General features: G+C 45.7%; 24 protein-coding genes and 2 pseudogenes. 6 read left to right on the top strand and 20 right to left on the bottom strand.

Annotation, left to right across the window (positions count from 1 at the left end; all coding sequences use genetic code 11):
- Position 1 precedes the first annotated feature (1 nt).
- The 5 genes from JCM16159_RS00985 to JCM16159_RS13280 are packed head-to-tail and all read right to left on the bottom strand — an operon-like array spanning position 2 to position 4,087.
- Complete coding sequence (locus JCM16159_RS00985) at positions 2 to 655, bottom strand: hypothetical protein (RefSeq protein ID WP_054856716.1); 654 nt, start codon at positions 653 to 655, stop codon at positions 2 to 4.
- Between the two features lie 10 nt (positions 656 to 665).
- Complete coding sequence (locus JCM16159_RS13265; protein ID WP_243665478.1) at positions 666 to 2,000, bottom strand: hypothetical protein; 1,335 nt, start codon at positions 1,998 to 2,000, stop codon at positions 666 to 668.
- Entirely contained in the window at positions 1,997 to 2,653 is a 657-nt protein-coding gene (locus JCM16159_RS13270) for a hypothetical protein (protein ID WP_243665479.1), read from the bottom strand. Before JCM16159_RS13270 ends, JCM16159_RS13265 begins: the two co-directional genes overlap by 4 nt.
- Positions 2,654 to 2,685: 32 nt before the next feature.
- Positions 2,686 to 3,297, bottom strand: coding sequence for a hypothetical protein (locus JCM16159_RS13275; protein ID WP_243665480.1), 612 nt, complete (start codon positions 3,295 to 3,297; stop codon positions 2,686 to 2,688).
- Positions 3,269 to 4,087: a hypothetical protein gene (locus tag JCM16159_RS13280; protein WP_243665481.1), complete on the bottom strand. Its 819-nt coding sequence runs from the start codon at positions 4,085 to 4,087 to the stop codon at positions 3,269 to 3,271. The genes JCM16159_RS13275 and JCM16159_RS13280 overlap by 29 nt, the downstream gene beginning before the upstream one ends.
- Before the next feature lie 250 nt (positions 4,088 to 4,337).
- Here JCM16159_RS13280 and JCM16159_RS00995 point away from each other — a divergent pair, with 250 nt between their 5' ends.
- Positions 4,338 to 6,059, top strand: coding sequence for a hypothetical protein (locus JCM16159_RS00995; RefSeq protein WP_243665482.1), 1,722 nt, complete (start codon positions 4,338 to 4,340; stop codon positions 6,057 to 6,059).
- Between the two features lie 9 nt (positions 6,060 to 6,068).
- Here JCM16159_RS00995 and JCM16159_RS01000 read toward each other — a convergent pair whose 3' ends face one another.
- The 3 genes and pseudogenes from JCM16159_RS01000 to JCM16159_RS01010 all read right to left on the bottom strand — a co-directional run bounded on the left by JCM16159_RS01000 (position 6,069) and on the right by JCM16159_RS01010 (position 8,353).
- Positions 6,069 to 6,386 (bottom strand): nucleotidyltransferase domain-containing protein, encoded by a 318-nt coding sequence (locus JCM16159_RS01000; RefSeq protein WP_243665483.1) that lies wholly within the window; start codon positions 6,384 to 6,386, stop codon positions 6,069 to 6,071.
- Positions 6,376 to 6,765: a HEPN domain-containing protein gene (locus tag JCM16159_RS01005; RefSeq protein WP_054856640.1), complete on the bottom strand. Its 390-nt coding sequence runs from the start codon at positions 6,763 to 6,765 to the stop codon at positions 6,376 to 6,378. Before JCM16159_RS01005 ends, JCM16159_RS01000 begins: the two co-directional genes overlap by 11 nt.
- 36 nt (positions 6,766 to 6,801) lie before the next feature.
- A pseudogene (locus JCM16159_RS01010) lies at positions 6,802 to 8,353 on the bottom strand (hydantoinase B/oxoprolinase family protein).
- Between the two features lie 258 nt (positions 8,354 to 8,611).
- Here JCM16159_RS01010 and JCM16159_RS01015 point away from each other — a divergent pair.
- The gene (locus JCM16159_RS01015) at positions 8,612 to 9,106 is read left to right on the top strand and encodes a PD-(D/E)XK nuclease family protein (protein ID WP_243665484.1); all 495 of its coding nucleotides are present in this window, start codon (positions 8,612 to 8,614) and stop codon (positions 9,104 to 9,106) included.
- 3 nt (positions 9,107 to 9,109) lie between these two features.
- Here the strand turns inward: JCM16159_RS01015 and JCM16159_RS01020 are convergent, their stop codons facing one another.
- The 9 genes and pseudogenes from JCM16159_RS01020 to JCM16159_RS13285 all read right to left on the bottom strand — a co-directional run bounded on the left by JCM16159_RS01020 (position 9,110) and on the right by JCM16159_RS13285 (position 14,806).
- A complete protein-coding gene (locus JCM16159_RS01020; RefSeq protein WP_054856641.1) occupies positions 9,110 to 10,330 on the bottom strand; it encodes an MFS transporter in 1,221 nt (406 codons plus the stop codon).
- Between the two features lie 347 nt (positions 10,331 to 10,677).
- Positions 10,678 to 11,301: a DUF973 family protein gene (locus JCM16159_RS01025; protein ID WP_054856642.1), complete on the bottom strand. Its 624-nt coding sequence runs from the start codon at positions 11,299 to 11,301 to the stop codon at positions 10,678 to 10,680.
- A gap of 15 nt (positions 11,302 to 11,316) precedes the next feature.
- Positions 11,317 to 11,961 carry a hypothetical protein gene (locus JCM16159_RS01030; RefSeq protein WP_054856643.1) on the bottom strand — a complete coding sequence of 215 codons (645 nt, stop codon included), beginning with the start codon at positions 11,959 to 11,961 and terminating at the stop codon, positions 11,317 to 11,319.
- A gap of 53 nt (positions 11,962 to 12,014) precedes the next feature.
- Complete coding sequence (locus JCM16159_RS01035) at positions 12,015 to 12,638, bottom strand: hypothetical protein (RefSeq protein ID WP_054856644.1); 624 nt, start codon at positions 12,636 to 12,638, stop codon at positions 12,015 to 12,017.
- A 106-nt stretch (positions 12,639 to 12,744) separates the two neighbouring features.
- Positions 12,745 to 13,041, bottom strand: coding sequence for a hypothetical protein (locus JCM16159_RS01040; RefSeq protein WP_054856645.1), 297 nt, complete (start codon positions 13,039 to 13,041; stop codon positions 12,745 to 12,747).
- A 34-nt stretch (positions 13,042 to 13,075) separates the two neighbouring features.
- Positions 13,076 to 13,435, bottom strand: a complete 360-nt coding sequence (locus JCM16159_RS01045) for a hypothetical protein (protein WP_054856646.1) — start codon at positions 13,433 to 13,435, stop codon at positions 13,076 to 13,078.
- A 12-nt stretch (positions 13,436 to 13,447) separates the two neighbouring features.
- A pseudogene (locus JCM16159_RS01050) lies at positions 13,448 to 13,872 on the bottom strand (PaREP1 family protein).
- Positions 13,873 to 13,982: 110 nt separating this feature from the next.
- The gene (locus tag JCM16159_RS01055) at positions 13,983 to 14,537 is read right to left on the bottom strand and encodes a hypothetical protein (RefSeq protein ID WP_054856647.1); all 555 of its coding nucleotides are present in this window, start codon (positions 14,535 to 14,537) and stop codon (positions 13,983 to 13,985) included.
- Positions 14,538 to 14,605: 68 nt separating this feature from the next.
- Complete coding sequence (locus JCM16159_RS13285; RefSeq protein WP_243665485.1) at positions 14,606 to 14,806, bottom strand: hypothetical protein; 201 nt, start codon at positions 14,804 to 14,806, stop codon at positions 14,606 to 14,608.
- Between the two features lie 121 nt (positions 14,807 to 14,927).
- Here JCM16159_RS13285 and JCM16159_RS01065 point away from each other — a divergent pair, with 121 nt between their 5' ends.
- Positions 14,928 to 15,326 (top strand): hypothetical protein, encoded by a 399-nt coding sequence (locus JCM16159_RS01065; protein WP_054856649.1) that lies wholly within the window; start codon positions 14,928 to 14,930, stop codon positions 15,324 to 15,326.
- A gap of 26 nt (positions 15,327 to 15,352) precedes the next feature.
- Here the strand turns inward: JCM16159_RS01065 and JCM16159_RS01070 are convergent, their stop codons facing one another.
- Positions 15,353 to 16,165, bottom strand: coding sequence for a hypothetical protein (locus JCM16159_RS01070; RefSeq protein WP_054856650.1), 813 nt, complete (start codon positions 16,163 to 16,165; stop codon positions 15,353 to 15,355).
- Positions 16,162 to 16,539 carry an ATP-binding protein gene (locus JCM16159_RS01075; protein ID WP_054856651.1) on the bottom strand — a complete coding sequence of 126 codons (378 nt, stop codon included), beginning with the start codon at positions 16,537 to 16,539 and terminating at the stop codon, positions 16,162 to 16,164. The genes JCM16159_RS01070 and JCM16159_RS01075 overlap by 4 nt, the downstream gene beginning before the upstream one ends.
- 200 nt (positions 16,540 to 16,739) lie before the next feature.
- Between JCM16159_RS01075 and JCM16159_RS18165 the strand changes: the two genes are divergently transcribed.
- Positions 16,740 to 16,865 (top strand): hypothetical protein, encoded by a 126-nt coding sequence (locus tag JCM16159_RS18165; RefSeq protein WP_367834189.1) that lies wholly within the window; start codon positions 16,740 to 16,742, stop codon positions 16,863 to 16,865.
- Between the two features lie 274 nt (positions 16,866 to 17,139).
- On the opposite strand, the gene JCM16159_RS01080 is transcribed toward JCM16159_RS18165, so the two are convergent.
- Positions 17,140 to 17,385: a hypothetical protein gene (locus JCM16159_RS01080; RefSeq protein ID WP_243665486.1), complete on the bottom strand. Its 246-nt coding sequence runs from the start codon at positions 17,383 to 17,385 to the stop codon at positions 17,140 to 17,142.
- A gap of 91 nt (positions 17,386 to 17,476) precedes the next feature.
- Here JCM16159_RS01080 and JCM16159_RS01085 point away from each other — a divergent pair, with 91 nt between their 5' ends.
- Positions 17,477 to 17,860, top strand: coding sequence for a hypothetical protein (locus JCM16159_RS01085; RefSeq protein ID WP_054856653.1), 384 nt, complete (start codon positions 17,477 to 17,479; stop codon positions 17,858 to 17,860).
- Between the two features lie 546 nt (positions 17,861 to 18,406).
- Entirely contained in the window at positions 18,407 to 18,763 is a 357-nt protein-coding gene (locus JCM16159_RS01090) for a hypothetical protein (protein ID WP_054856654.1), read from the top strand.
- Positions 18,764 to 18,827 lie beyond the last annotated feature (64 nt).

Below are 18,827 nucleotides of genomic sequence, written 5' to 3' on the forward strand. Positions count from 1 at the left end.
CTCAGCTCCTCCTTGGGTATATCCTGGCCTTCACCTCGCTTATTATTCTCTCAATCAATTCCCTATTAACCCTATCACCCTGCACAGCACCAACGCTAGTCAGTAAGTCGAGTATGTATGGCGGCAACCTACCAACATCACCGTCTTGAAGAAACTCCTCCAGGTAAGCCAATGTACGTGAAACCTTCTTACTACGCCTCTCAGAAATTATTAATGACACCAACTCCTTAACAACATCATCAATACTAACACTGGGTGGGGCATTACTAAGCAGGAGCTTCAGCTCGTTAATGAGCGGTTCAGGGTCATGGACTAGGTAGATGAGTAATGGCCTTGCGAAGAGCACGACCTTACCACTCACCGAAATGCCAAATACCTCACCCCTAACACCCTTAATAACGGCGTCACCATCGAGCTCCCCAAGACCTATTAAAGTCCTTAACACGGAATTACCAATTGCAATCTCATCAACCACGCGCCTCTTAACCGGTACGAGAGGTTCAGGGTTCGATGAGACTATTAACTGAGCCTTAACATTCAAGGACCTAAGACCGCCGATTAGGTCGATGATCACAGCCGTATCATTGGTATCTTCGCAACTAAATACTTCATTGGGTATGCAATTCCTCCCTAGCCCGAGAATCGCAATCTTCATGAGCACCACCTCAGGTTACATACTTTCTATCAATTAGACCTGCCCTCCACATACTCTCCAGGTACTTATTAACCGTGGAAGCATCAATATTGAGCTCCCTGGCTATGAACTCCTCATCAATACCCACGTTAGGTCCCAACGATACAACCTTGATGAGTAAGTCCCTGGGTACGTTAAGTTCCTTGCTGATCTCGCTAATTACCTCATCAATGCTCCTAATGGCATCACTGATGTACTTGGCATTGTCGAGTGTAGGTGATGGGCTTGGAATCTCGGGAACACTATCACCTAATAACTTACCAACTAACTTATTGCTTATTCTCTTCTTAAGCCATGCAGTTATCCTAGCGTACTTATCAATCAACGCATTAACATTGCCCAAGACCTCACTAAGCTCCCTGCGCCTTAACTCAACAATGTGTGTTAGTTCGTTTAAGTAATTATTCAATAAGTCCAATGAACCATGCCTTATTAATGGTAATAAGTCGTTTACAAAGTCCTCAATGGTCATTTCAGGGATGCCCTTACCCAATATGACCGACGCGTTTCTTAAGATGCCCGTTAATTCTACGTACTCCTTAATCCTATCCTCAATTCCTCTCAGAATATTCATTAGCTCAATCATGCCATTAACCTCGGAGTTAATCGTCTCGAGTATTGTTGGTAAACTCTCCTTAATATTCTCCAACTCAAGACCATTGAGTTTCAGGATATATGACTTGATCCTCTCGATTAAGTTGTTGATCCTTGAATCAATTTCGTTTGAAAGCCCTGGTAAATACTCATTAATGCCCTTCCTGGCGCTGCCCAATTTGTTCGATAGGTCCTTAATCGTATTATTCAGTGATGATGATAATGCCGATAATTCCTTATTCAATTCCTCAAGTCTCTGATCAACCTCGCCCTCCAACCTATCAATGCATAGCATAAATAATGAGTACCTCTTTAGGAACTCATTTGATGTCTCAGGCACGGCCTTCAACAATGTGAAGGCCCTCTCACAATCACTATCCTGAGCATTAATCCCAGGTTGAACCTCAATACTCATCTTCAACTCATCAATACTTATCGATAATGGCTTACGGAGAGACTCACTAAGTCTCCCCATATGCTCGCTGAGTATGGTTAGTACCTTAGGCACGAGTTCGGGCGAGTATGGGGCATACTCAGTCAGGTCATCATTAACTGGCAATAACAATCCCCTAAGACTTAATAACTTAATTAAATCACCCTCCTTAAACTCCCTCCACAGGTGTGTAGGGTATAACCTCCTTATGAGGTACTCGAGCTCCTTCACCGTGAAGCTCTGCTTACCCAATGACCTTAGGTAATTTATGAAACTCAACTCAACAGGGCTAACCCTAGCCCTACCACCCTCATCCCTAAAGACCTCGGTTGATCCTCAAGGCCTTCACCCTTAACCCAAGCCTCAACGATATGCCTAATCACAGCATCCTTTGACTCCTTAGCGCCACGCCTAATGGCCATCGTGTACTGAAGAACCCTCTGCCTAACCCTATCCCTAAACGCCAACACCTCATCCCTATAGTCATTAAGTCTCTCGAGGAAGATCGAGTACTCCCTAGGAACCCTATCCAACCTCTCAAGCCTGGAACCAATCACTATGGACCTAAGCTCATCAATCCTATCAGAACCAAATATGGAGAAGTACGTAAAGTCAGTCACTGGACCAAGCACGAGCTTCCAGGATAACCTACTGATAGGCTCAACAATGCTCTTCGCGATATCATTGGTAAGTAGGGTCCTCGATACTATAATGACCAATAGCGAGTCGATAACTCTCTCCTGACCATTAACCGTAATTACGCCCTCATTAACCACCTTACTCAGCAATTTAATGAGCTGATTGGGCTCCCCATCCATACTCACAATAACCCCAATCCTAACATCAAGCGGATTCTCAATAACGCCAAACAAAGCACCTGACAGTGGGTAAAGCGTTACTTGCGAACCAAGCGCCGCCCTAACTATCTCCATTGCCAAGTCCTCACGAAACGCATTAACAATGCCTATGGCCTTACCAACCTCCTCCTTAGCCTAATGACCTCCTCAGGCTCCTTACCAAAAACAAGCATCCTATGTAACCGGGGCGATACCTGATATGCCTTAGTTATGCTTGTGAATGATGAAACCTTAGCATCACCTGGAAATACCACATAGATTATGGGCTCACCCTCATACGCCGTGTAATACGAGCCATAGCTTATCGATATGTCCCTAAGGTCACCCTCAATAGGCGCCATGCTTAGCTTAATCAGCTCATTATTGACCTTACTTAATCCATCATTATTAAGCTTAAACCTAGCGACTTGAACCTCCTCAACTAGCCCAGCCTTAACCATCGCATTGATGTATGATGCAACATCAAACCCAAGCTCCGAACTTAAATCGCCAATGCCTCTCGGTATGCCTGACAGAAGCAATGCCTTAAATACCCTGGACCCTCTCTCATCATTAGGTCCCTCATTAATCACGTCAAGGTATGCCTTCAACTCACCACTGAAGACCTCGCCCCTCAGGAACTCCTCGAACACTTCGTAATTAAGCTCCTTACCCCTCTCCACAACCATGTCCAGGAGTTTAGACGTGAACTTAACCAAGGCCCTTGGCGAAGTTACCACCCTCAGTGTTGGCCACCAGCTCATAAAGCGTGGCCAAGTACTCACGCCTCAATGGGTGAAGACCGTTTATTAAGCCCTTCCTAACCAAGTCAAGTCTCTCATCCGTGGAGTAGGCATTGAAGCGCTGCAGTAGCATTGCCTCGTAGAGCCATAGGGGCATCCTCTCATCAAGCACTATCTCCATGTACACCCTACCCCTCGTTATGTCGAACACGTCAGGTACCATGTTCTTGAGTATGTTATAATAAAGCTGCGGTGTGAAGGCTAGGACCATCATGACCTTGCCAAGCCTCTTGGGGTCAACACCAAGAACATCCCTATAATTCCTGGGCTCAATCAAGGCCCTAATCAACGAGCCAAGCCTAATGACCAAGTCCCTAACCTTACCGGCATCGCCCGGGCTAAGTGCATTACTAAGCTCAACAGCCCTACTAACCTCATCAGTCTCGTCAATAAGCAGGAGCAGAGGTTCACTAGAGCTGCTGCGCGCCTTAAGTAATGAATTTATGACAACGTTAATGTCAAGACCGAAGGTAAGCGGTAGCCTAAGAACCCCGAGTCCAAGGCCCTGCGCCACGGCCTCCACAGTATCAAGTAACTCGCTCTTACCCCAACCATACTGCCCAACAATGACAACGGCGATATTATCACTACCCCTAAGGAAGGCATTGATTGCAGCCCTAACCCTCTCAAGCTCACCCTCAAAGCCAACTGGCGAGTACCTACGCTCAATAGGCGGAACTCCACTTGGATTCAACGGCCTATCAATAAACCCAAACCTACTATACATTATCAATGATTGAATTATTATGAGCCATTAATTAAGAAAACAAACAAAATAAACTAGGCTTACCCAAGGACATGCTAATCATGGAGTATGGTTACGATATAAGTCATCATTGGCATAAGAATTACTTTAACCGAGGAATGAAGATCGAATACCATTAATGGTTCGAAATACCGAAGCAACTTGATTTCCTCGACTCACTTTTTAAGAACAGCCAGAGTTAAAAAAAAGTACCGCAAGAAATAAATGTTTGTTGCCCATGAGATTAGGTTCTAAGTATTTGATTACGATTACCTTAATAGTTACTATAATCACCGTGATATTTGTCATGACATTGACGGTTAACGTAGGTCTCGGCCAAAGCTACGTAATACCGTTTAAGACCATTAAGACAAAGTCAGCGTTAATCGAATATTACAGCAGCAGTGCCACTGGGCATCCAACCTTGGTAATTCACGTATACATGGATGGACAGCCCATTGAGGTCACGGTAAGCCTATTCGCCTTCACACTAAGACACATATACGCAGTCAGTTACTATAAAGGCCTAGGCACGGTATCCATAAATCTAGATAACCCATTGGTCGTGAAGATAGCGAGTGACTGGTACGGCAGCTATAGCGATGCGGTATGGCCGTCATTAATAGCCTTTATAACATACGTGAATGGATCATCTGAAGTATACACGAAGGTAATCACCATCCCATACCCACCTAGTTATCTAGCGTTGAGTAAGCCATTAACAATCGTAGTTAATACGAACATAACAAGAAACGACCTCATGACTCCTAAGCCAATTAATAGCATTAAAGACCCATTTATGGTTAAGCCGCAGGTAATAAGTGGCGGTGGCGGTTCGCCACCACCGCCCGAAGGGTTTACATATATAGGTAACTGCAATAGTAATGGTGTAGTTGAGAATAACCCACCAGGACCTGGCGCGTGGATTCTAGCTGATTGCATTGAGTATGAGGGTCCATGGCCCCAATTCTTCATTGGATGGAGCGAGAATGTCCTAACCAAGTCGGGTATTAGCGGCATATCCTTCACGGTAAATGGTTACGTGGAATCGGGTAGCGGCCCTTACGGAGCCCTGAACAGGACAGCCTACTACATCCCAACGGGCACGTGGGGTCCATCATACCTGGAGCTCGTTGGTCCATTATTTGAGTTTAGCAATAATATGAACATTGAGTTATGGAATGGTTATAACTCGATCACTATTGAGCCGGACACATCCTTAACCCCGGGCACGGCTAATGGCGCCTTAGTGGGCAGCACAATACTTTACCAGGTCAATGGACCTGGGTTTGCCTATGCGTATTTCGATAGCTACATCGCCTTTGTCTCGTTCTACTACGACACCGGTAACTACATCTTTTGGGCCAACGGCACGTACATGCTGGGCTTTGGGAGCAACACAATGCCCAGTGGCGACACAAACACATTATACCTAATGCCGGGCGTTGATATGGGTAATGGGCCAATAACGAGTATGTTCGCGAACATTAATTATTTCGGCTATGAACCATCGATCTATGACGGCTATGAAGTAGTTGGGACAAGCGGAACACCACTATGTCAAAACGAACCAAGCATTAATCTAGGACCGGAAGGGGTCTCACTTACGTTAAGCTCATTAATAACCACGTATAATCCAAACCCAGTTGGTATCGCATTTGCGGTAGGCGCATTCGCGTTATCATTATTACCTGATCCCTGGGGTATCGTAGCCAGCCTGGCCATGACATTTGCTGGGCTGTTTGTGCCGCAACCGGTCACGGCGAGTACTTATTACACGCAAACACAAGTAATGATTGGTGCCTCAAATACGCAATTAGGGATAAATCAATTATACTTAACGTTCATAGGCACGAACGGGGCGCAAAACAATGGTAATAACTATTATTGGCCGATGGGCATAATACTCAATTACTCAAGCCCATACATGGGACGAATAACGTGCAATACCTGAAATGGCCGATCATATCCTAATTAACTTACCAAACCTTTCATAATAGACTAACTTATCTGGCGTTCTAACGTGTACCTCGAAGGGAGGTCCAATACCTGCCCTCCACAACCTCTCGAGAACCGTCCCTGGGTCGGCATTGGTTATTACTAATACATCGATATCACTCGATAGTGCGTACCTATTCTCAGCAACAGAACCGAATAGGTAAACCTCAGCATCAGGGTCTATGGACCTAACAACCTCCTTAATGATGTGAAGGTATTTATCAAGATTCTTGAATACGTCCTGACGCATCCTAGCATCCTTAATTAGATAATCATAATTCACTACTCATTATTTCATTAACAACCTTAATTAACCTTTCAGCCTCCTCTCTCGTATACTCCCTTGGCACATACCTAGCACCAATATAGGCGTCCTCAAGTACACCCAGTTCGAATAAATACTTATCCAATAATTCACTCACAACACGCTTCTTATCACTTGGCACAATATCACGTAAAAACTTAAGCAGATAACGTATACTATGCGTACGTGGGTATTGAGCGCCGTACTCAAGGATCTTTGCCTTCAGGAATAATTGAAGGGCTTGTTCAAGGTTAAAAATAGCTAGATCATACATCCCATTCTCCACTTGAAAGCCAGCCGTCCTTAAGAAGTCCCTGGCCCTCCTAATTAATGTATTGATTTCCTCCCTAATACCCATTCGCTCATCACAGTATATTACTGGACCTTAATAAAATCACCTTCTTGAACCATACCCTCCACCGCCTGGTGTTTCTATTATTACCTCATCACCCGGCTCCAGGTCTATTGTTGCCTTACTCGGTAAATTAATGACCTCACCATTACTCCTCCTAACGGTGACTTTACCCGGTGCTCCTTCGTCACCACCCCACAGACCCCAGGGCCTTGTCCTGAACCTCTCTGCCATTATTGAGAGTCTAGCCCTTGTCAGCACCTTGAATGACCTTATAATTCCATCACCACCCCTGTAAAGGCCATCACCGCCACTACCCTCCCTAATCCTATAACCCGTGAACAGTAATGGGTATTGCCTCTCGGCTATCTCAATGGGGGTATTTAACGTGTTGGTCATATTAACATGAACACCACTTACGCCTGGCTTGCCAGGCCTACCGCCAGTCCCGCCACCAATTGTCTCGTAATAAGCCCAATAACCACCACTTGGTAATGAACCACCAATCATTACATTCATCATTGTTCCAGACCCAGCCGCAGGTACGCGATTTGGCAGCGCTTGGCTAATGCCTGAATATCACGTCGGCTATCCTCTGCGTGGTCTCAACATTGCCACCACTCACTGGTGCAGGCTTTCTTGGATTAACGAGTGTGCCCTCGGGCGCCACGACTCTTATAACACTGTAGAACCCCTCGTTAGTTGGTATGTCACTCTGTATTAATGATCTTATTGCAAATGATACTGCGGAGAATGTTACACCATAAACAGCATTTATTGGCGCCTCAACCTGCTCATGAGTGCCGCTGAAGTCCGCTTGATACCGTTTTCGTTAATCTCCACGGAAACCTTAATGGGTAGTAACTCATCACCGAGTTCCATGTAGTCCACCGCATCGTAGCTTCCCCTGGGCCACTTACCAATCTCCATTAGGGTTAACTTCCTGCCGTACTCAATACCCTCCCTCCACGCATTTACAACCTCATCAACACCGTACTTCTCCACCAACTCCCTAACTGGCAACACCAACCCTATTCGCGGCTAATTGAGCCGTTATATCACCAATTGCTGTCTCCGGGGTCTTGAAGTTACTAAGTATTATATTGAGCATGTCACGCTGTAGCTCGCCCTTACTCATTATCCTGACTGGTGGTATGATTAAACCCTCCTCATAGATTGTCCTGGCGCTTGGGTTTATGCTACCTGGCACGGGCCCACCTACGTCTACATGGTGAGCCTTATTAACGACATAACCAATGAGCCTATTATTAACGTAGATCGGCTCCATAACCATGACATCATTTAAGTGCGTACCCGATATGTATGGGTCATTGAGAAGCACTACATCGCCAGAGCCGAGCTCAACACCCTCCCTACCAAGCCAGTTAAGCAGCTTTTAACGCCTACCCTGAACGAGCCAAGGTGCACAGGTATATGCTCTGCCTGGGCCACGATATTACCCTCGGCGTCTGTTATGGCGCAGCTGTGGTCCATACGTTCCCTAATGTTGGGTGAGAAGGCTGACCTACGTAGTGCAACGCCCATCTCCTCGGCAATGAATACTGAAGCTGAATATTAATTCCCACGAGACCATCCTAAGGATGCATTTATAGGCTCTTAATAAAGTATTGCCATGGGTAGGTTTAAATAATTAAGTCATGAACTCATAATAGGGCATGGGTTTTGATCTCAGGAAGGAACTTCTGAGGCTGTTGAAGGAGGATGAGGAGTTTAGGTATGCGGTAATGGCTTATTAGGCATCAGTGATCTTAAGTCCTCAGTTGATAACCTAGTTAAGGCTATTACTGATTTAAAGGATGTCGTTGCTAAACATGGCGAGGAGATAAGTGAAATGAGAAAAGCCGTAGAAGAGCTTAGGAAGGTTATAGAGACATTAAGTGAGGATATTAAGAGGCATGGAGAGGTTATACTCATTATGCATAGTAGTATTGAGAAGCTAACATCATCAGTAACGGCATTGGGTTACCGTTATGGACTGTTCACCGAGGAGGCTTTTAGGGAGTCCATTAAGTACTTAGTCAGTGACCTACTTAGGGTTTACCAGGTTAGGCGTTGGACCTATTATGATGGTGAGGGTTTCGTGTTCGGTCATCCCTTGGTCATTGATGTTGACGTTCTTGTTAGGGATAATGAGCACATACTCGTTGAGTACAAGGCGAGCATTGACCGTGGCGACGTGGCTGAATTATATAGGGAGGGAATCCTATATGAGAGGGTCAATAAGGTGAAGCCAAGACTACTCATCGTTGGTCCAGCGATTAGGAAGAGGGCGCTTGAGTTGGCTAGGGAATTAGGTGTTGAGGTTAGGGCTTCCGAGGTTATTTAGCCATTACTCAATTACAGTTACCCCTCCACGCATTGGCTTTGGGTTGGGGAAGAACCTTCTGTATAGGGCTATGTTTATGACATTCACAATGAAGGCTATGGCGAATGGTACTGGTATTGGTAGGTAATCGAGCATGGGTCCCGCCGCTGTGGTTGCCGTTGCTGATGGTAGTAATCGCGCCGCCTGATTAACGCCAGACACTGTTGACCTGCTGCCTCTGCCCACGAGCTCCATCATCAAGGCCTGCTGTGGAGCTAATGACGATACTCTAAACATTACATAAATCACGTACGTTACCACAGCCAAGTAAAGCGTCGTTGAGAATGGAATGAGAATTAACGCAATCGTAGATATTATCCTCGGAATAATTATGGCGTCCCTAAGCCCAAAGATCCTCGAGAATATTGGCGCCGTGAGCGATGTAAAGGCTGCTGCTAGACCACCTATGAAGAATATATCACCAACAACGCCATTGCTCACGTGAAGGACCATCTTAAATATTATTGGTAAGAATGGCGTTATTAATCCCTGGGCTGTGCCATTCAACGCACCGACTATCGCGAACCTCTTTATGTACGTTAAATCCCTCCTGATCTGCTGGGTCATGGTCCTGGAATTACCATTTGGATCGTCATTAGTTCGATACTTAGGTTTATGTTCCTCCTTAATTGGTAATACCACGAAGAGGCTAATCGCCGATAATGCAAGAGCCGCGTAGAATGCGTCTCGATAGCTAAGGTTGGCTAATAATGCCCCGATTGCCGATGCCGTTCCAGATACTAGGTTGAATACTGCATATACCATGGACCTATCCATGCCCTCGGTCTTATCGGCCAATATAGCCGTTTGGACGGGCGCGGCCACGGCACCAACACTACCACTAGCCAGTGCACCCGCGGTCCCGAAGCCTCCCAATGCAGCTGCAAGTAGGAGCAATGGGTAATACCTGGTGATTAGGAGTATTGCCGTGGCTATCGGCAGGAAGGCAAGCGTCAGTAGTAGGATCACCTTCCTACTGTACTTATCACCCAACCTACCAAAGAGGAGTGAGAGGAGTGGTGCCGTGAATGCGCCAACACCAAAGAAAATGCCAACCTCAGTTAATGATAAATGCAGGTAGTAGTACAGGTAAAGCCCAGTAACTACGCCAAGCGCGCCACCGGCCACGCTCCTCAAGCCCCTGGAGGCAAGAAGCAACCAAACATCCCTATCCCAATTGCACAATCGATATCAAAAACAAATCCATATAAAAACCAAATTCTCTGTACACTTAGCGATACCTAGAAACAACCTTACTTATTGATTGAGCAATTGAATAATTCAAACCAATACCCACCCTAAACAACGAACCAACTAATGAACTCACCAGTGCGATACCAATAAGCAATGCCTAAATAACTACCAGAATAAATATTGCCAGGTACTACTTAGGATCAATACTGTTATGATAATTATTACGAGATGGCCCGTGAAGACCTAAAATGCTCATGTAAATGAGGGATAACTCGTGACTATTCACATTTTAGAGAAACAGCATGCATTCTTACTCTTAATACATCATTATTACATAATTACATACCCTTTATCTTTTCCTCAACAACCCTCTTAACTTCACCAATACCCGTTATCGTCAGGACAACGCCCACAAGCCCTATTATTGCGGCGAGTATGTTCGGCGTTACTAATATAACTGCAGAAACAATAACCAGGATAGCGCCAATCCTTAAATGATCTACATTAAACTCCGAACCTAGCCTATAAAGCGCCACTAGGATTAATACGTATATTACTAACGCCACAACACTATCCACCACACGCAATAGAAGAAATATTGATTGAGAAACGTCTACGAGAATGAAGTATAAGCCCTCCGCCAGGAGCAAGGGACTAATCACGAGTAATAAAATAACCCCTAACCTACCTATCCCATACCTCGCACTATCGGCTTTCGTAAGTTCATTAAATCCCCTATACATGTAGTGATAAAGTACTGGTAAACCAACAGCAACCTCGGCCACCTGGAGTATGCCGTAACCACGTATCATGGCTTCAATAGACATTGAACCAAGTAGGTTTATTACGAGCAACGCTATACCGTATATAATACCAAGCATTACACCGATATTTATACCGGTTTGAATACGGGAAACACCATTATAAATAAATATCAACCTCTGATTAACCTGCCCAGACATTCATAATCACCACAATCAATGACCAGCAATAATCCTCTCAACGCTCTTCTTAACCTCATTAAGGCTTACGAGAATCAGCACAAAGCCAATAAGGCCTATGATGCCCCCTATAATTTCAATCACGGGTATCACTGAAAGTAGGGTGGCAAATAATGAAATAATAATACCGGCGGTTAGGTAGCCCACGCTGAAGTAATCGCCAAGCCTATACAGGGCTATGTACATGAGCAATTCGAATACGAAGCCGACAATAATTGTCACCACACTCAATACCAGGAAGGTTGAGTAGGAGGCCCTTAGCACGAGGAGGAGTGCGTCCTCCGGAATGAGAGCTAGGCTTAGTGCCAATGAACCAATGGCACCGAGTGCGCCAATACCGTACCTATCCTTATCCGCCATCGCCAAGTAGGTAAAGCCCCCGTACATGAAAAAGTAAGTGAAAGGAATGCCTAGAACACCGATTACTATGAAAAATATGCCGAAATTATGTATAAGGGCGGCAACATTATCGTCACTGGCTAGGATAAAGATCGCGAGGATTATGATAAGCAATACACCTAGGCCTATACCAGCTATATAACCATCAAAAATCCTCGAAACACCATGATAAAGATAAATCATCCTCTCCTTATCACCACCCTGCCCTCCACCACTAGCCATTATCGCCCTAAATGATTAGGAATTATTTAAGAATTTTGCAAATCACGACATAATCACAAAATCAGCAGTAACTTGGGCAACCTACACGTTAATATTTCGTAAACTACTGAGCGTAATTCACGGTTAATGACCTTGCCCAGTGACCTGTCGCTGCCCAGCTTGAGTAACTGGATTAATTGGTTAACGAGGTTCCCAAGCATTGCTAACCTCATACTCACATAATCAGCACTTACGAAATCTCTTTTACCCAGGAATAATTCGAGCAATTCCTTAAGAAATTTATGAACCTCCCCACCATCACCGTCATTGATAATTTTGTATGCCTCGTCAAACCTACCAACCCCTATTAGAAGCACGGCCATCAACAACCTAACCTTACCTAGGTTGGCACTATCATTAATTGATGAGTAGTACCTAAGTGAGTCATATAGGCTCCAACCACTTATCGATTCGAGATACCGCGGATAATCAGCACAGTCCGCGTTACCGAGTATTACCGACTTCACGTAATTATGAATAGACGACGCAGTAAATGATTCCTCACCCAGCCTAATAGATTCATTTAAAACATTTAGGAAATGACGGGACGCCTCGGCGTAATTACCCACCATGTAGTTAACAACCCCCAACCTATCCAAGATCTCCAGCGCCGCACGGCGCCTAGTCATTTCATCCATGGCGCACTTACTTAAGGTGTTTAAGCCTCGTTTAGGTCCTTGATTGCTTCCTCATAATTACCCATGCCGGTCAACGCCTGGGCCTTAGTACTCAATAGCCTGACCCTTAGGTAACACGTGACCTCAAGTAGCCACGGCTTACGAAGCCGTCACCAATGTGAAGCATTAACCCAGTGTAATTAATAATGCAGTTTTTGATCAATTCCTTATTAACTGAAATGGCCTGATTAATGAATGGCATTAAACCCAATGGATCAGCCCTCCTCACCGCGTAACTTAATCCATCAATGGCACTGCAGTAATCACCAACCCTAAACCCGATGATGAACGCCCTAACCCCATACTTACGGGCAAGCTCTACAACGTTAGACTCAAAACCAAACCTAGCCAGCCTGAGGCACACCTCGAGAACCTCCTTGGAGATGCCTCCAGGGAAGTTAGGTACTCGGCGTATTTATAGCCGTACTCGGCAATGGCAACATCCCTCTCAAGACTACGCGGCCTAGCCTATAATATTCATAGAGCTTGCCGTACGCCTCAACCTCACAATCAATGCTCAGGGCCTCCTTAAGGCCTGCTTCATTGAGCTTAACGGTATTGCCCTCCATGGTAATCAATTCACTTACGTAGTTCATTATATCATTGATCGAGGCCCCAATAATATCCGCTAACTCTCTGAGGCTTACGGTCTCCAGTATTGAGAGCACCTTGACTATTAACTCCCTTAAGCCGCAGGGCATGGTTAACCAGTCATAAACATGGCTAAGAGCACCAATAAACCTACCATGACTAAACAAACCATTGAGTCATTACCCAAGCCCCAGCCCAAGATCAAGATTTACGTCAATAGAGAACCTCCTCTTAACTTCATCAATTAAGCTTTGTATAATCGGTACTCTAGCTCTGACCTCATCAATGTCAATCCTAACCTCATGAAAACCATTAACATGAAGAAAATATGCAGCATCCCAAGCCCTCCATGTAGCATCTCCCAATCTATGCGCAGCCTTATCCAGTAGCTTACGGTCCACCTGCCTCTGCTTAATGCTTCCCTAGCCTCATCAAGACCCCTGGCAATAGCTAAAGCCTTTACCGCCTTCTCCACAGCCTTATACAACTTCTCACTGGCCTGGACGATATCGCCCTTACCAACAAAACCCAAACCCTCATTAAACATTTCCAGGGCTAACTTGGCATGTCTCCTCGCCTCGGTCTCATTTAATGCTTGGCCCATATTAAATTCGTTAATGCAGGCATGATATAAATCTTCCTTTCTTAAGACCTCAGAAACCGCATTATTAGTGATTAACCACAATGACCAGTTACCGAATGTGCTCAGTCGAATTAATTACCGCACCTAATTAGTAGTTGAAGCCCCGGTGCGTATATGCCGAGAACCTCATGCCCATACTTAATCACGTATATCCAACGCAAGCCCTCAGGTGCGTAAAAGAATACGTTCATGTACCTGCCATTAACAAGGAATAGCCCCATGCCGAGCGGGCCGTAGTAGAAGCCCTCAATCCTCATGGCCTGCGTCACGTTAATAACGCATATATTAGCCGTTGATAAATTCACGATGAACCTGCCCGTGGGCAAATAGAGGGTAAGTGTGTTATTGACTATGGAGTAGCCGTACTTACCAGGGAGCGTGATTAATGGGCTGAACACGTTAATCACAATAACGACGATGAAGATTACCACGGTAATAATCATGACCCTATTAAAGACCCTTAACTTACCCCTGTCCTTAATATGCCTAATACCCAACATCCATATAAGCACTAGTATTACCAACGGCACCACCGCCGGCAATACAGCTATAACAAATAGGGTGCTCCAATTACTCATGACAAGCCTGAATATATCCCAGGAAGTCAGGAAGAAACTCTGCATCATAGTAAGTCACCAATATCCCCCATTACTCAAAAGCGCCTTAAAAAGCTCCTTCTTCCTAGATGACAACTTCACCGGCGAATCCCTAAACCTCCTGAGGAAAACATGTGAAAACCATCAACAGAGATATTCAATTCGTGAAGCCAAAAGCTCTCAACTCGCTTTGAAATTGGCAATAGTGCTATGGCCGACATTGCAGTTAAAGCCTTTAACAACTCTCTACGTGTTATGGCATCCCTAATGTCTCTCTGGAACTTTTCCTCTAGCGGCACATCATCTTTTAAAAAAAAGTTTATAAATCTTACCCAGATTAACTCAGTACTTGTGAGGATTTGTTTTAGTAAAATGGGCTTAATAACTCCCATCTTAATACTTATCATACCTATTAGCATCATGGTACCCTTAAGCACGTATGAATTAATTCCGCCATTAATCACGCTGACCATTGCGTTTTTAGTACTTATTTTAGCGGTCATAATCGGCGTGCTCATGCTATTCCCTAGAGACTGTAGATTACTAGGTGACTATGTCGAGCTTAGTACGTATTTATGTAGGGAGAAATTTAAGGTGGTTGAAGTAATTAATGAGAAGGATAGATTAAGGGATTATTCCGTCATCGTCCCCATCGGCTTTAGGGCTTACCCGTTAATTAATGGCTGGGGCTTTGGCGGTAATATTCCCGGTGGCATCTTCGTATTCTCAACAGGTGATTGCGACTCCAGGTGGAGGTTGATGAAGTTATTGGATGATAATGGTAGGGAGTTTTACGCAATCGTATGTTGTGGTTCGTAGGATATTTACTGCAAAATATGGAGTAATTACTTATGTAGGTATTTCGTTAATTCGTTTACCACCTCCTCGCCCGTGATGTTTATCGACCCCTTATTAATCATGGTCTCGAGGACCCAGTAGTAAGCAGGTAATTGGTAGGCGTAGTCACCGCCCACCCACTCCTCGCTTGGTAGTTGTGAGAGAGACTTTCCTATGATGCGCATTAACACGTTATCCTCAATGAGTGGTTCGTCACTAAGCATTGCGCCGTACATCAAATCGTCAGGCCTTGGTTCACCCACCTTAAACCTAATCCTGGCTATTAATGTCGATACGTCTGGCAAATTGAGGATTAATGCTTCCCTATACATTAAGTTCCTCACGTGATTTATGATACCTTTTAACCAGGTCCCTAGGTCCCAGTTATAATTCGTCGCCAGGTCCATCAACGCCCTAACATTACCACCAAGTAGTTGCCAAAGTAGGCTGTGCTCAATATCAACATTACTCATTAACTGTTTCTTAACATCATGAGCAACATCAAGGAAGGCATCACGCGGTAGGTTCCAGAGGAGCATTGTCATTAAACCTCCCTTACCCCTATACCTCCACGCGAGTTCCGCCGCTGACTGATCGCTTATTGATATGAATACCTTAACGTACTTATCACCCCATGGAGCCTCACCCAAAGGCTTACCCTCAAATTCGCCGGCATACATCGTGATTAGTTCCTGAACAGCACCACGCCCAACGCCTCCAGACATGAACCACCTATCCAGGTCATCATGTATTATTAGAACGTTGTTAACCCCATGCAACTCCCTAATGTAATTCCATAAGACCTTAGCTAACTCAATCACCTGACCAACACCGACCGTAACCCCATTATGGTTGCCGAAAGCCTATTGAGAAGGTCGTTGACCAACCCACCAATGCCTAGTGCACCCGGCATTATAATGTCGGTAACCCTACTCTCGTAATTCACATAAATAACTGCGGTATCACCTACCCCAACAGCCCTGAGAGACTTGGCAAGCAGGTTCAACAGCGTTGTCTTGCCCGCACCAAGTGGTCCATAGATAATCCTGACGCCGCCAATACGTAGGTCATTTAGTAGGTTCGTTATTTCGTTATGCCTATCCTTGAATTTAACGGTAATGTTTGGGGCACCTAGTATTAATTGTTGGGATTGTATCCATTGAATTAAGGCATTAATATCAGCAACATTAATCACGCGTTAATAGATTAGTAAGTTGTTTATTTATATTTCATGGACAATAACGAAGTAGTTTAATGATTAATGGAATTAAGGGCTCAACAATATCATAGAACAACTACCTAACGTGCAGTGCGTCTTTAATAATCACGGCTTAATACTGATTATTAGGTAGAGCAATGCTTATTTTAATCCCTCCGTAAACATGAGTACTAACGATGGAGGTTAAGGGCATTAAACAAGCGATTAGGGAGAGGATTTGGAGGTTGCTTGAGGAGAGGAATGCGGCGTCATTCCCAAGGCTGCCAGGGATTATAACTGGTGCCCGGCTATGCGTAGGATAATTTATGATCATTTTGGCAATATATTGATTTTTGCTCTCCGGCGCCTGGGGTTTGGGAATAAAGATTGAGGGGGTGTGGTTTAATGCCTTGATTTTGAAACGCTTGTTGTTTTAGGCGGTGGTTACGTCTTCGAATGAGTAGTCGCCAGGCGCTTCTTCCCTAACGCGTGCCTTGGCTTAACGCCGTCCTCATTGCCCTCCTCCTCGATTGAGTATGTGATTGCCCCGTCGCCGTCCACCACGCACGTGGTCAGTGTATCCACAGCTTTGCTGGCTCAATCATTGACCCTCATTAACAACTCGATTATGTGCCTCATTGTCCTGCTTAGGGTAATCTCACGCTCGCCGGCTTCGCCTCCACATACGTACCTTACCCTGACTGTTTTCGCCTCACTACCCACTAGGATGTAGGTTGCCCTGTACCTAGGCTTGAGGATGTAGCTGTTCAACACCTTAACATTCTTAAAGACCTCGACATCCATGTCCAGGACTTCTAGGTGGTAATTGCCTTGGCACTCCATGGTTATGGCGTTGCCGATTTGCTGGTTTGGCGGGGCTATGTAGGTTGCGTCCTCGTTAAGCTTTAAGTTGGGTGCTTTTTGTGGCGCCTCAATGAGCCTTGCCAGGCACTTGCTTGCCGGTTTTGTTGGTGCCCTGTTTTTCTTAGCCCTCTACCTGCTCTTTGTTTGGCTTCAGTTCCGCCTGCTCGCCAGCCCAGAGTTCATGCGCGCCCTCGGTTTGTACTCATTGCTCGTGTTTCACATCAATCGCCTAGGCATCGACCTAGTGCCAATAATCATTGATGCCGTTGTTTTAGCCGTACTTGTACTGACAAACCTCGGCTCATTAAATGCGTTGGCTAAGGCTTTGAAAATGACGGCAATCGTCTCCGTAACAATCGCCTCAACAGCCTCGCTCGCCTACTCGCTCATTATTCACGGGTCCATTGAGGTTGAGCGTCGTGAGTGCCTGAATTTCTCGGCTGGGGGCGTTTAGGGAATTCCTAAAAGGAGGTATGTTGGGACTCGTGGGGCGACTCGATGAGACGGGCTCGAGTCACTAAAGCCGTCGGCCAAGCCCATCCACTGGTGGGGCGGATCACACTCCCACAGCCCTTCGGCTGTGGGTATCGACCTTCCTCGGCTTCGCTAGACCCCTCGGCACGAGACACGAGTCAGGCTGAGCATTACGGAACTCACTCACCGCCCTAGCCACCCTTAATTTTAGAAATATAAATCTTAAGTCGTGGCTAGTGGGGCGGAGACCACTCCCACGGCCTTACGGCCGAGGGGTTGTACCGGGGTCTTGTCCCGCTCCGCGTGCGATTAACCGCTAACCCACTGCCTTACCGCCCCAACCCCCCTCACTCATAGAGATATAAGCCTTAAGCCGTGCTGGTGGGGCGGATCGCTCCCACCACCCTGCGGCGGTGGGGTTGTGATACGAACTATTCCCTTTGAACCATCCTTGGCTGTATCCTAGCTTATACCGCCCCAGTCTCCATGCCGAGTCAGGCTTTTAAGCCCTTCCCGGCATGGGCTTATGCTCATCGCCTACACCGACGCCTCCGTGCATGAGGGGCTTGCCGAAATTTGCTGGAGGGTTGAGTGGGGTGGCACTGTCATTAGTGCTGGTTCTAGAGTATTGGGCATTGATTATGATTCACTATACGCCGAGGGGATGGCGCTGGTTCACGTACTCGACATACTCAAGGCAATGGGCATTAGGGGCGAGGTGCTGGTGTGGATCACTGACGCCAAGGTGATAATCGACATCCTAAATGGGAGGGTACGCCCAAGCAAGCCAGCCATGCAGTTCGTGGTACTCAACATTACCTGGAAGGCCCATGAACTAGGCATAAGGATTGAGCCCAAGTACTCAAACGCACTTGACTGCTGACAGCCCCGCCAATTGATAGGCCGATCCACACTAATGCCTGGGCATTAGCCTAACTGGGAATTCA

It is taken from the genome of Vulcanisaeta sp. JCM 16159, from assembly GCF_001316265.1.
Lineage (GTDB): Archaea > Thermoproteota > Thermoprotei > Thermoproteales > Thermocladiaceae > Vulcanisaeta.